Here is an 11566-nt window from a genome sequence, read left to right as displayed (position 1 = left end):
TCCGTTGAGGCATTCCCACGCGGGAGCGTGGGAACGATCAAACAGCGGTGGGGGTGGCGTTTACGAGGTCAATGGCGGCGCTTTAGGGTGTCGGAAGGCAATTCGCCGAACTGTTTGCGGTAGCTGTCGGAGAACCGGCCCAGGTGCAGAAAGCCGTAATCCATGGCCACTTCCGTGACGTTGCGCACGTTGCAGGTCGGGTCGCTCAGGTTGGCGTGAATACGTTCGAGCTTTTTCTGCCGGATGTAGTTTTTCGGCGTGTCCCCCGCGTTGCGTTCGAACAACCCATACAGCGAACGCAGGCTCATTCGCGCCTGGCGCGCCAGTTCTTCGCTGTCGATGTCTTGCTTGAGGTTGCACGCGATGTAATCGACCAGCGCCTCGAACGTGGCGGAGGGTGAGCCGGGATCGGTGCGCATGACGTTGGTCTTCATCAAGCCAAGCATTTTGCTGACCACGATTTGCGCATAGTGCTCCTGCACCCTGGGAATCTGTTCGGTGGCTTCCGCCTCCTGGCAAATCATCGCCAGCAGACCGACGAAACCTTCCAGCTCATTGAGCTGATAACGGTTCTCCAGGAACCGCACGCCCTGCCCCGGATACCGCCAGCGCTGCTCTTCGCACACCGACTCCAGCAGCCGCGAGGGGACTTTCAGGATGAATTTTTCGCAATCACTGGAATAGGTCAGATCCACTGGATCGTCAGGGTTGATCAGCAGCAACTCGCCGGGAGCGAAGTAATGTTCCTGACCATGGCCACGCCACAGGCAGTTACCCCGCAGCAACACTTGCAAGTGATAGATGCTGTCCAGCGCATGGGACATAACCCGCACGCTGGCGCCGTAACTGATGCGGCACAGGTCGAGGCTGGCGAATTTGCGATGATCGAGGCTGGCCAGCGGCCGGCCGGCCCTGGGCATCCGGAGGCAATGGTTACCGACATGCTGATTGACGTAGCCCGACACCGCGTAGGGGTCGGCATGGTCGAAGACTCTGCTGCGATGACTCAACAATTGCGCTTGCATCATCGGTTCACTCTCATTGTTGTTATCGGTGGCGCCGACATTCTAGGGTACTGGCTGTGATGCAGAAGGCCACGAGATAAACGGTCGGTTATCTCGTGGCCCGGATCAGCTCGCAGTGGCGTCAGTCCTCGAGCGCGCGAACCCGTTCGTGGCGTTGCTGCTCCTCAGGCTGGGCAGACGACTGCAGCGTGAAGTCAAAATCGATTTCGGCAAAACGCCCGCTCACGCCATGAGCCGCCGCTCGCTGCGGATCGTCGCTAAAGGTGATCTTGGCAATCAACTCATCACGGGTGGCATAGGCGAAATCGTCATGCAGGTATTGATCGCCGTCGAGGTTGATCTGGGTGGTCAGGTGACGATGATCCGGCGCGGAGATGAAGAAGTGGATGTGCGCCGGCCGCTGACCATGACGGCCCAGTTGATCGAGCAATTGCTGGGTCGGACCGTCCGGCGGGCAGCCATAGCCCGACGGCACGATGCTGCGAAAACGGTACCGGCCCTCGGCATCGGTGACGATACGACGACGCAGGTTGAATTCCGATTGAGTGGTATCGAAGTACGAATAAGTGCCGCCGGTGTTGGCGTGCCAGACATCCACCACCGCGCCAGCCAACGGTTCGCCGGCGGTGTTGCGCACCTGGCCCTGCATGAACAGCACCACACCCGGATCGACGCCATCGTCCAGCCGCGCTTCACCTTCCGACAGTGGCGCACCCGCCACATACAGCGGCCCTTCGATGGTCCGCGGTGTGCCGCCGGCCTTGCCGGCCTGCTCGTCTTCGGCGTCCATCAGCAGGTCGAGATAATGCTCCAGACCGAGCCCGGCCACCACCAACCCGGCCTCTTGACGCGCACCCAGCACGTTGAGGTAGTTGACGGCTTTCCAGAACTCTTCCGGGGTCACGGCCAGGTCTTCGATGATGTTCACCGAATCGCGCAGGATCCGGTAAATCAGCGCCTTGACCCGCGGATCGCCGGCTTCGTTATGCAGACCGCTGGCGTCTTCGAGAAACTTCTGGGCACTGGCAGTGTGGGAAATCTTGACGTTCATGGTGGTTCCTCATCTTGTAATTATTAGCGTAGCGAACTGAACAGGCTGGGTTCAGCGGTCATCCTCGCGAATGGAAGAAGGATGCCGGCACATCGCGGTGACTTCGATCGCCATGTACGGGTACAGCGGCAATTGCATCAGCAGGTCATGCAGTTCCTGAACGCTGTCGACATCGAACACGCTGTAATTGGCATAAAGCCCGGCGATGCGCCATAGATGACGCCACTTGCCTTGCTCTTGCAGGCGCTGGGCCAGGGCTTTTTCGTCGGCCTTGAGCTGAGCAGCGCGTTCCGGGTTCATGTCGACCGGTAAATTCACCGTCATTTTTACGTGAAACAGCATGATGCCCTCCTCAGGCTTGATGAACGGCAGTGGATATGGTCCTGGATACTTTGTCCCGACGGAAAAACGCCAGGCGCTCTTCATCCAGGCTCAGGCCCAGCCCCGGTGTTTGCGGGACGTGCAGTTGGAAATCGCGGTAGACCAATGGCTCGCTGAGAATGTCTTCGGTGAGCAGCAGCGGGCCGAACAGCTCGGTGTCCCAGCCTAGTGTGTTCAGCGTGACGAAGGCATGGGCCGAGGCCAGCGTGCCGATACCGCCTTCGAGCATGGTGCCGCCGTACAGGCCAATACCGGCCGCCTCGGCAATCGCGGCGGTTCGCAGCACGGCGCGTGGGCCGCCGTTCTTGGCGATTTTCAGGGCGAATACCGAAGCCGCGCCCTCACGCGCCAGGTTGAAAGCATCTTCCACGCATTCGATGGATTCATCGGCCATGATCGGCGCCGGGCTCACGGTATTCAGGCGCACCATGCCGGCGCGGTTATTGCGCGAGATCGGTTGTTCGATCAGGTCGATGCCGTTGGTTCCGAGGATCCGGCAGGCCCGCAGGGCAATCGCTTCGTCCCAGGCCTGATTGACATCAACCCGCACGCTGGCGCGATCGCCCAGCGCCTTTTTGATCGCAATGACGTGGGCCAGGTCGCGGTTGACCTCGCCTGCGCCGATTTTCAGCTTGAAGATCCGATGGCGGCGCAAGTCGAGCATTTGTTCCGCTTCGGCAATGTCCTTGGCGGTGTCGCCGCTGGCCAGGGTCCACGCCACCGGCAGCGCATCACGAACGCGACCGCCCAGCAGCTCGCTGACCGGCAGACCCAGGCGCTTGCCTTGGGCGTCGAGCAAGGCGCTTTCGATACCTGACTTGGCGAAGGTGTTGCCACGAATGCTGCGCTCCAGGCGCAACATTGCGGCATTCACATTGCCGCTGTCCTGGCCGATCAGCAATGGCGCGAAGTGTTTGTCGATGTTGGTCTTGATGCTGTCCGGGCTTTCGTTGCCATAGGCCAGACCGCCAATGGTGGTCGATTCACCAATCCCTTCAATACCGTCGGCACAGCGCACGCGGATGATCACCAAGGTCTGGTTTTGCATCGTGTGCATCGCCAGCTTGTGCGGGCGGATGGTCGGCAGATCGACGATGATCGTCTCGATCGATTCAATGGCAGTTGCATGCATGTCGATACCCGTCAGGTTCTTAAAGTTCTGGAACGGATTCTGGTACGGCTTTTTCCGGGCGGCCAATATAGAATTGGTCTGACTCGATACCTTAAAGGTATTTAACAGCTTAAAGGTATTCAACAGACCGACGTCCGGAGGCCTCATGGAACTGCGTCACCTGCGGTATTTTCAGGTGTTGGCTCAAACCCTCAACTTCACCCGCGCGGCCGAGTTGCTGCACATCGCCCAACCGCCGCTGAGCCGGCAGATCCAGCAGCTGGAAGACGAACTCGGGGTGCTGCTGCTGGAGCGCGGCCGACCGCTGAAGCTGACCGACGCCGGGCGGTTTTTCCATGAACATTCCACCGCCCTGCTCGAACAGTTGGCCAAGGTGTGCGACAACACACGGCGGATCGGTTTGGGCGAAAAGACCTGGCTGGGCATCGGCTTTGCACCATCGACACTCTATGGCGTGCTGCCGGAACTGATTCGCCGATTGCGCAGCGGTGAGCCGCTGGCGCTTGAGTTGGGGCTCTCGGAAATGACCACGTTGCAACAGGTGCAGGCGCTCAAGGCCGGGCGCATTGATATCGGCTTCGGGCGCATCCGCATCGACGACCCGGCGATCATCCAGACTGTTTTGACTGAAGACCGGCTGGTCGCCGCCCTGCCTGCCGGCCATCCATTACTGGCCGGACCGATCAGCCTTCGTGACCTGGCAAAAGAACCCTTCGTGCTCTACCCCGGCAACCCGCGGCCCAGCTACGCCGACCACGTGATCGCGTTATTCGAATCCTATGGCGTGCATATCAACGTGGCGCAATGGACCAATGAACTGCAAACAGCGATCGGTCTGGTGGGTGCGGGAATCGGGGTGACGTTGGTGCCGGCCTCAGTGCAGTTGCTGCACCGCGACGACATTGGCTTCACCCCGGTGCTGGAAGACAACGCGACCTCGCCGATCATCCTCAGCAGGCGCGTGGGCGATGTATCGCCGGGGTTGAATCATTGTTTGCAGATGATCAATGAACTGCTACCGCGCGACAGACCTGAAAAACAGGCCTGAGCCGTAATGCAATCTGTAGCAGCTCCTACAAGGAGTGCGTTAGGCCATTACACCAGCGAAGGCTCGGCGCCCGGCGCGCATTTCTGTGCGAAGTTCGCCGATCAGATTGGAAATATCGCGGACACTGGTCAATTCGTCGGGCGATACACCGGTGATCAACAGTTCAATCCGCCCGGTAGTGCGATCGAAGACCTTGATCCGCAATGTCTCATCGCGATTCACGGTGCACTCGCAGGACAGCGGTTTGAAACCGGACTCCACAATGCTGCAAAGCTGGGTAACTGGAACCATGGCGAGCGCCCTCGGGGACGGTATTCCGATTGGATCCACTCAGCGTAGATCAACTTCAATAAACCCGCGCCAGCGAACGCTAACAATTAGTGTTAGCTACTTCTCACTTTGAACAGTTAATCGCCCGACATCGATCAGTGGGTATCTGCGCCCCATAACCAGTTCCAGATGCCTGGCAACTCAACCGCTTCTGAACTGTCACGGACAGTACGCGCCATGGCCGCCCGCTGCAGCGCTGCCGTGTCGTCGTAAAACGCTTTCTGCGCCGTGACCAGACCGGTGGCACTGGCACTGTCGAGGAGGATTTGCAGGTATTCCCGGGTATGCCGGGCGGTGTAGCGATTCAGGTCGTGAAAGGTCACTACCACCGGAATCACTCCGTCCACCGTCGGCAACTCGCCGAGGGCAATGCGCTCGCGGACTTCGGACAGTTGCCGCAGCATATTGGCCCGCCGACGGGGGCTGGCGTTGAAGCCCCAGATCTTGCCGTCATTGGCGCTCAGGTCGGTCAGCAATACGTGCATGCCATGTTGTTGATAGGCCGCAAAGGTACGTTTGTCATAGTTCCAGAATGGCGGACGCACCAAGGTCGGCGTGGTTTTGCTGATCGCGGCGATGTCTGCGCTGCCATCAGTGAGTGACTGTTCCAGTTCTTCCGGGTCCAGAGAACGATGGTTGGTGTGCCGGCGCGTGGCCGTGTGGAAGCCCAACAGGTGACCTTCGGCGTGTTCGCGACGCATGATCTGTCGACCCGCTTCACTGCCGCCGGCGCGTGAGTCACGGGTCTGCACGAAGAACACCGCTTTAATGTCGGGTTGCAGCGGATTGCGCGCGAGGCTGTCGAGCACGGTGACGGTCGGGTTGTAAAAACCCGACGCGCTGGGCCCGTCGTCGAAGGTCAGCAGAAAGCGGATCGGCGCTTGTGCGCGCAGACCCTGTTGCGTCTGCGGCGTCATTTCAATGGGCGCAGCAATGCAGCCCAGCAAGCCGACTGCGATGGAGAACGCGGAGAGAACCTTGACCAGCTGCTTCATGTTTTGCCTTGGACCAGACCTTGCAGTCATCACGTTTAATGGCAAAAACCCCTCGCCCATTCATCCCTCGACCGGCCCGCAAATCGCTGCAAGCCGAGGTTGGATAAGGGTACACAGTGTTTGGTTCCGGCGCCCGCTCCCGGACTCGCGTTATGCCTGCGATTTTCGGTTATTGCGCCAGCGCCTGCTGGAACGAGCTGTCGATGATCGGTGCCGTCGCCAAGGCCGCCGGCAATGCCTTGACCTTGAATAGGAAGTCCGCGGTGCTTTGCAGATCCGCCGCGGCCTGCTGATCCACCGGGCCGACAGTCATGTGCGCCTGGCGCAGCCAATGGCGCGATACGTTCTGATCAAGGTTGGCCTTTTTCGCCCAGAGATCGGCGTACTCGTCAGTGTGAGTGTCGACCCAGGCCCGGGCCTTTTTAAGGCGCACCAGGAAGTCGGCAATGGCTTCACGTTTGCTGTCGATCGAAGGCGTCGAAGCGGCGATGGCGCTCAGGCCGGGCATCAGGTTTTTGGCGGTAAGAATCGGCCGGGCGCCGGAGAACAGAATCTGCTGGGAAATGTAGGGTTCCCAGACCGGAAACGCGTCGATGCTGCCTTGGGGTAACGCGGCAGCGGCGTCGATTGGCATCAGTTTGATGAAGTCGACGTAGTTATCCGGCAAATCGGCTTGTTCCAGGGCGCGCAGGGTCAGCTGCTGGCTCCAGGCGCCGGGCCAGTAAGCGACTTTCTTGCCCTTGAGGTCGGCGATGGTTTTCACCGGCGAGTCCTTGGGCACCAACAAGGCGATGGTGTCCGGGTTCTGCCGCGACACGCCGATCAGCTTGACTGGTGCCTGTTTGGCGGCCAGAAACAGAAACCCCGAATCACCGAGAAAACCCAGGTCCAACGCGCCGGTATTCAGCGCTTCGGCCAGCGGCGCAGCGGCCTGGAAGTGCTTCCAGTCAACAGTATAGGGCGCTCCTTGCAGCACACCTGAAGCCTCCACCGAGGCGCGAATGTTGTAGTAGTTCTGATCGCCGACGTGCAACACCACGGGCTCGGCACCGTAGCTCAAAGGCGCGGCAAACAAAGCGCAGGCCAACAGACCGCGCAAGTATCGGGACAGGTTCATCAGGGGCTCCTGGAGGGCTATTTTTATAGACCATAACGCTCTTGTAAAAGCCTGATTAAATTCTATTTATGCATAAGCTCATGACCGGGAACAGTCGGTGTTTACCCAGCAACAGTGACTCAACAGACTGTTTTCCCCGGTGCACCCTGATACCCCATCATCCGCCTCCAACCCCTGATAAACCGGCAATTCCAGGACATGGCACAGAGCCTGCAATATTCCTTTAACGCAGGACGCACTCAAGAAAAATGATTTTTCGGAAATAAGAATCTCGCCGCCTTGCCAGGAGCTGTCCCATGAAACCGATCTTCCGTTTTCCCAACGTCAGGCACCTGCTCAGCGCCTGCGCACTGGCCCTATGCCTGCCGACCTTCGTCCAAGCGGCTGAAACGCCACCGGCCGAAGTGCATCTGGACTATGCCTACTATTCGCCGGTCAGCCTGGTGCTCAAACACTTCGGTTTTCTGGAAAAGGCCCTGCCACAGACCAAAGTCAGCTGGGTGCTGAGCCAGGGCAGCAACCGCTCGCTGGAATACCTCAACAGCGGCGGTGTCGACTTCGCCTCGTCCGCCAGCCTCGCCGCCGTGCTCAGCCGGGCCAACGGCAGTCCGATCAAATCGGTTTACGTATACAGCCGCGCCGAATGGACGGCGTTGGTGGTGCGCAAGGATTCACCGTACAAAACCGTGGCCGACCTCAAAGGCAAGAAAATCGCCGCGACCAAAGGCACCGACCCGTACCTGTTCACCCTGCGCAGCCTGCAACAGGCCGGCCTGACCAAGGACGATGTGGAGCTGGTGCACTTGCAACACCCGGACGGTCGCACCGCATTGGAGAAAGGTGACGTCGACGCTTGGGCCGGCCTGGATCCGCACATGGCCGCGAGCGAAGTCCAGGCCGGTTCGCGCTTGCTGTACCGCAACACCCACTTCAACAGTTACGGCGTGGTCAGCGTCACCGAGACCTACGCCAAAGAGCATCCGAAAACCATCGAAACGGTGCTGAGCGCTTACGAAAAAGCTCGCGACTGGGCGGTGAAAAACCCTGACGAGCTGGCGAAGTTGCTTGCCACCGAGTCCGGTCTGCCGCTGGAAGTGGCCCGACTGCAACTGTCGCGCACCGACCTGAGCAGCCCGCAACTGAGCGCCAGGGATGTGATCGCCTCAAAGGCTGCCGCACCGATTCTGGTCTCCGAAGAACTGGTTCGCCGTGGGGTGAATGTCGATCAAGTGATCGATCAGCTGATCGATACCGGCTTCAAACAAACCGTGGCCCGTCAATAAAGATCAAAAAATCGCAGCCTGCGGCAGCTCCTACAGGGAGAGGCGTACACCGTGGATTCATGGTTGTGCCCGATCAATGTAGGAGCTGCCGCAGGCTGCGATCTTTTGATCTTGCTTCAAATCAGCCGTCACTGGAGAGCCCCCATGACCAGCAACAGCAAAGACCTGCCCGCCAGCCTGACGTTGCCCGCGCCGCGCCGTTTCAGCAACGCTTGGCAATTGCGCCTCAAGGGCCTGGCCCTGCCAATACTGATCGTCCTCGTGCTGGAATTCGTCGTGCGCATTGGATGGCTGCCGTCCTACCAAATGCCCGCGCCGAGCGAAATCGCGCTGACCTTGAGGGACCTGGCCGAAGGCGCGCTGTGGAAACACATCAGCGCTAGCCTGCTGCGGGTGCTGCTCGGATTCGCCATTGGCGCCGGTCTGGCGCTGCTGTTCGCTGCGTGGGTCGGTTTGAGCCGCGAAGCCGAAGCCTGGCTGGAGCCGACCTTTGCCGGCCTGCGCTCAATCCCGAGCCTGGCCTGGGTGCCGCTGTTGCTGCTGTGGCTGGGCATCGACGAGACCTCGAAAATCGTCCTGATCGCCATTGGCGCTTTCTTTCCGGTGTACCTCAACGGCGTCGCGGCGATTCGCAACATCGATCGCAAACTGGTCGAAGTCGGGCAGATGTATGGCTTCAGCCGGCGTCGATTGGTGCGGAGGATTCTGTTGCCCGCCGCCCTGCCCGGCCTGTTCACCGGCCTGCGTAGCGGCATGAGCCTGGCCTGGATGTTTCTGGTGGCCGCCGAGCTGATCGCCGCGACCAAAGGCCTGGGGTATTTACTCAGTGACGGGCGCGAAACCTCACGCCCGGACATCGTGCTCGCCGCGATCATCGTCTTGGCACTGCTGGGCAAACTCAGTGACGGCATCCTCGCAGGCTGTGAGAAACGCTTCCTGGCCTGGCGCGACACCTTCAACGGCCAAAGCACAGGGGATTGAGCCATGACCGAACACCTGCTGGACATTCGCGTCGAGCGCAAAACCTTCGCCGCCACCACAGTCCTGAAAAACATCCACCTGCAATTGCAGCCCCGGGAAACCGTCAGCCTGCTAGGCCCCAGCGGCTGCGGCAAAAGCACCTTGCTGCGGATTGTCGCCGGCCTGGAAAAAGACTTTCAGGGTGAACTGCGCAACAACGCTGGCGAAGTCGCCTTCGTGTTTCAGGAACCGCGACTGATGCCGTGGCTGACGGTCGAGCAAAACATCGGTTTCAGCGCCGACAGCAATTACGACAAGGCCTGGGTCGCCCAACTGATCGAAGAAGTCGGTCTCGACGGTTTCGCCCAGGCCCTGCCCAAAGCCCTCTCCGGCGGCATGGCGCAACGGGTCGCGATTGCCCGCGGCCTCTACTCGCGGCCGCAGGTTTTGCTGCTGGACGAACCCTTCAGCGCGGTGGACGCTTTCACCCGGATGAAACTCCAGGATCTGTTGCTGCAACTGGCCGGGCGCCACGCCATCGCCCTGCTGCTGGTGACCCATGATGTCGATGAAGCGCTGTACCTCAGCGATCGCGTGCTGGTGATGGACAACCGCCCCAGCAGCATTCGTCAGGAACTGGCGGTGGAACTGGCGCATCCGCGGGACCGGCGCGATCCATTGCTGGCGCGTCTGAAGGCGTTGTCATTGACCGAGTTGCAGCGGGCGCATGTCATCTGAAAATGCCCCACTCTTGACCCGTGGGAGCGGGCTTGCTCGCGAATGCGGTGTGCCATTCAGCATTGATATTGACTGACACACCGCATTCGCGAGCAAGCCCGCTCCCACAGGTGATTGCATTTCAGGCATCGAAAATTAAAAAGCCCCGCTATCTATGGCGGGGCTTTTGGCATGTGCAGATCTGTCAGGGCTTCAGCGGGCGCTCCTGGTCGCGGTCCGACAGTTCTTTACCGTCATCGGGATGCTTCCAGTCCGGCGTCGAACGCCTCTGCTGCTCGAGCTCTTCCTCCGTCGGTTCATCGATGTCCTCATCCGGGTCCGGACGCTTTGGTTCAGTGGCCATGCTCACCTCTCTTCCTGAAGGGATCTCCTTTAAGCGTAGAACAGTTTCTCCGGGGACGACTCAGAGCCACCACCGCAGCAAAAAGAAGAACCCCATGCTCAACAACATGCTGAGCAAGGTGTTGCGGGTGTAAAGCACCAGGCCCACGGCCACCAGCGAACTGATCAGGTACGGGTTGTCCCACTGCAGGTTCAACTGTTTGTCGGGCATGAACACGATCGGCCCGCAGATCGCCGTGAGCATGCCCGGCACCGCAAAACCGAGGAACTGCCGGGCATTGCTGCTCAAGCGCACCGGCAGCCTAGGCTCGAGAAATACGTAGCGGTTCAGGAACACCAGCAGGCCCATCCCGATAATCACAGCCCAGATCATCATGTGCGCCCCACATAGAGTTTGTTGCAGATAAAGCCTCCGGTCATGCCCGCCAACCCCGACAACACCAGGGCCGAGCCCCATTGCCAATAGCTGAACAGCACCGAACAGAACAGTGAAACCGCCACGCAGACCACCGTCGGAACATTGCGCACCACTGGCGTGATCAAGGCGATAAAGGTCGCCGCGATGGAAAAGTCCAGCCCCAGGTGTTCAAGGCCCGGAATGCTGCTGCCCAGCACAATGCCCGCCAGGGTGAAGAGGTTCCACGCGATGTAGAACGTCAGGCCCACGCCCAGGGCATACCAACGATTGAACTGCTGTTTGTCATGCTGACTGGTCAGGGCGAACAACTCGTCGGTGAGCAAAAAGCCCAGCCCCACACGCCAGCGGCCCGGCAACGGGGAAATCACTGAGCGCATGCTCATCCCGTAAAGCAAATGCTGGGAGGTCAGCAACAACGTGGTCAACAGGATCGAAAAGACCCCGGCACCACCCTTGAGCATGCCGATGGCAACCAATTGAGCCGCGCCGGCAAACACGATGCTCGACAGCCCCTGGCCTTGCAGCGGTGTGAGGTTGGCCTCGATGGCCATGGAACCGGCCAGCAACCCCCAAGGCGCGGTCGCCAGGGACAACGGCATGATGGCCGCGGCACCGCGAAGGAATGCACTGCGCGGCATGAGTGAATTGGACATATCGCTCTACAACCAGGGAAAGACCCCAGACTGTGCCAGCAGTCGCGGTGGATGGCTTGAACAATCTTGCGCACTTGCAAGCGACCGGTGCTG

14 protein-coding genes are annotated in these 11566 nt (G+C 60.0%); 4 read left to right on the top strand and 10 right to left on the bottom strand.

Translation table 11 applies throughout. From position 1 onward, the window contains the following. Positions 1–68: 68 nt before the first annotated feature. From ACQKPC_RS03200 to ACQKPC_RS03185, 4 genes are all read right to left on the bottom strand, one after another. Entirely contained in the window at positions 69–1028 is a 960-nt protein-coding gene (locus tag ACQKPC_RS03200; protein WP_427623083.1) for an AraC family transcriptional regulator, read from the bottom strand. A 118-nt stretch (positions 1029–1146) separates the two neighbouring features. Then, on the bottom strand, positions 1147–2076 hold the full coding sequence (catA, locus tag ACQKPC_RS03195; protein ID WP_007895548.1) for a catechol 1,2-dioxygenase: 930 nt from the start codon (positions 2074–2076) through the stop codon (positions 1147–1149). A gap of 51 nt (positions 2077–2127) precedes the next feature. Then, a complete protein-coding gene (gene catC, locus ACQKPC_RS03190; protein WP_007895545.1) occupies positions 2128–2418 on the bottom strand; it encodes a muconolactone Delta-isomerase in 291 nt (96 codons plus the stop codon). Positions 2419–2428: 10 nt separating this feature from the next. Then, complete coding sequence (locus tag ACQKPC_RS03185; protein WP_427623082.1) at positions 2429–3589, bottom strand: muconate cycloisomerase family protein; 1161 nt, start codon at positions 3587–3589, stop codon at positions 2429–2431. Between the two features lie 145 nt (positions 3590–3734). Here ACQKPC_RS03185 and ACQKPC_RS03180 point away from each other — a divergent pair, with 145 nt between their 5' ends. Further along, entirely contained in the window at positions 3735–4637 is a 903-nt protein-coding gene (locus ACQKPC_RS03180; protein WP_427623081.1) for a LysR family transcriptional regulator, read from the top strand. A gap of 39 nt (positions 4638–4676) precedes the next feature. Here ACQKPC_RS03180 and ACQKPC_RS03175 read toward each other — a convergent pair whose 3' ends face one another. From ACQKPC_RS03175 to ACQKPC_RS03165, 3 genes are all read right to left on the bottom strand, one after another. Next, a complete protein-coding gene (locus ACQKPC_RS03175) occupies positions 4677–4928 on the bottom strand; it encodes a DUF1652 domain-containing protein (RefSeq protein WP_063340259.1) in 252 nt (83 codons plus the stop codon). 134 nt (positions 4929–5062) lie between these two features. Beyond that, positions 5063–5962 carry a polysaccharide deacetylase family protein gene (locus ACQKPC_RS03170; protein ID WP_427623080.1) on the bottom strand — a complete coding sequence of 300 codons (900 nt, stop codon included), beginning with the start codon at positions 5960–5962 and terminating at the stop codon, positions 5063–5065. A gap of 169 nt (positions 5963–6131) precedes the next feature. Continuing rightward, positions 6132–7079, bottom strand: a complete 948-nt coding sequence (locus tag ACQKPC_RS03165; RefSeq protein ID WP_427623079.1) for an ABC transporter substrate-binding protein — start codon at positions 7077–7079, stop codon at positions 6132–6134. Positions 7080–7375: 296 nt separating this feature from the next. On the opposite strand from ACQKPC_RS03165, the gene ACQKPC_RS03160 reads away from it, so the two are divergent. The 3 genes from ACQKPC_RS03160 to ACQKPC_RS03150 all read left to right on the top strand — a co-directional run bounded on the left by ACQKPC_RS03160 (position 7376) and on the right by ACQKPC_RS03150 (position 10060). Continuing rightward, positions 7376–8362 (top strand): aliphatic sulfonate ABC transporter substrate-binding protein, encoded by a 987-nt coding sequence (locus ACQKPC_RS03160; protein WP_427623078.1) that lies wholly within the window; start codon positions 7376–7378, stop codon positions 8360–8362. Between the two features lie 144 nt (positions 8363–8506). After that, a complete protein-coding gene (locus ACQKPC_RS03155; RefSeq protein ID WP_427623077.1) occupies positions 8507–9343 on the top strand; it encodes an ABC transporter permease in 837 nt (278 codons plus the stop codon). Positions 9344–9346: 3 nt separating this feature from the next. Beyond that, positions 9347–10060 carry an ABC transporter ATP-binding protein gene (locus tag ACQKPC_RS03150; protein ID WP_427623076.1) on the top strand — a complete coding sequence of 238 codons (714 nt, stop codon included), beginning with the start codon at positions 9347–9349 and terminating at the stop codon, positions 10058–10060. Between the two features lie 184 nt (positions 10061–10244). Here ACQKPC_RS03150 and ACQKPC_RS03145 read toward each other — a convergent pair whose 3' ends face one another. From ACQKPC_RS03145 to ACQKPC_RS03135, 3 genes are read right to left on the bottom strand one after another with little or no spacing between them, the layout of a single operon-like run. Next, positions 10245–10403, bottom strand: coding sequence for a hypothetical protein (locus ACQKPC_RS03145; protein WP_007895518.1), 159 nt, complete (start codon positions 10401–10403; stop codon positions 10245–10247). Between the two features lie 60 nt (positions 10404–10463). Next, positions 10464–10775, bottom strand: coding sequence for an AzlD domain-containing protein (locus ACQKPC_RS03140; RefSeq protein ID WP_427623214.1), 312 nt, complete (start codon positions 10773–10775; stop codon positions 10464–10466). After that, the gene (locus ACQKPC_RS03135; RefSeq protein WP_427623075.1) at positions 10775–11473 is read right to left on the bottom strand and encodes an AzlC family ABC transporter permease; all 699 of its coding nucleotides are present in this window, start codon (positions 11471–11473) and stop codon (positions 10775–10777) included. Before ACQKPC_RS03135 ends, ACQKPC_RS03140 begins: the two co-directional genes overlap by 1 nt. Positions 11474–11566 lie beyond the last annotated feature (93 nt).

Origin of the sequence: Pseudomonas sp. NPDC089918 (assembly GCF_050280605.1) — a bacterium.
GTDB lineage: Bacteria > Pseudomonadota > Gammaproteobacteria > Pseudomonadales > Pseudomonadaceae > Aquipseudomonas.
This window is presented reverse-complemented; position numbering and strand designations above follow the sequence as displayed.

Coding starts and splice junctions, on each gene's coding strand:
- ACQKPC_RS03200 (WP_427623083.1), bottom strand. CDS start 1,028: ATGATGCAAGCGCAATTGTTGAGTCATCGCAGCAGAGTCTTCGACCAT.
- catA (WP_007895548.1), bottom strand. CDS start 2,076: ATGAACGTCAAGATTTCCCACACTGCCAGTGCCCAGAAGTTTCTCGAA.
- catC (WP_007895545.1), bottom strand. CDS start 2,418: ATGCTGTTTCACGTAAAAATGACGGTGAATTTACCGGTCGACATGAAC.
- ACQKPC_RS03185 (WP_427623082.1), bottom strand. CDS start 3,589: ATGCATGCAACTGCCATTGAATCGATCGAGACGATCATCGTCGATCTG.
- ACQKPC_RS03180 (WP_427623081.1), top strand. CDS start 3,735: ATGGAACTGCGTCACCTGCGGTATTTTCAGGTGTTGGCTCAAACCCTC.
- ACQKPC_RS03175 (WP_063340259.1), bottom strand. CDS start 4,928: ATGGTTCCAGTTACCCAGCTTTGCAGCATTGTGGAGTCCGGTTTCAAA.
- ACQKPC_RS03170 (WP_427623080.1), bottom strand. CDS start 5,962: ATGAAGCAGCTGGTCAAGGTTCTCTCCGCGTTCTCCATCGCAGTCGGC.
- ACQKPC_RS03165 (WP_427623079.1), bottom strand. CDS start 7,079: ATGAACCTGTCCCGATACTTGCGCGGTCTGTTGGCCTGCGCTTTGTTT.
- ACQKPC_RS03160 (WP_427623078.1), top strand. CDS start 7,376: ATGAAACCGATCTTCCGTTTTCCCAACGTCAGGCACCTGCTCAGCGCC.
- ACQKPC_RS03155 (WP_427623077.1), top strand. CDS start 8,507: ATGACCAGCAACAGCAAAGACCTGCCCGCCAGCCTGACGTTGCCCGCG.
- ACQKPC_RS03150 (WP_427623076.1), top strand. CDS start 9,347: ATGACCGAACACCTGCTGGACATTCGCGTCGAGCGCAAAACCTTCGCC.
- ACQKPC_RS03145 (WP_007895518.1), bottom strand. CDS start 10,403: ATGGCCACTGAACCAAAGCGTCCGGACCCGGATGAGGACATCGATGAA.
- ACQKPC_RS03140 (WP_427623214.1), bottom strand. CDS start 10,775: ATGATCTGGGCTGTGATTATCGGGATGGGCCTGCTGGTGTTCCTGAAC.
- ACQKPC_RS03135 (WP_427623075.1), bottom strand. CDS start 11,473: ATGTCCAATTCACTCATGCCGCGCAGTGCATTCCTTCGCGGTGCCGCG.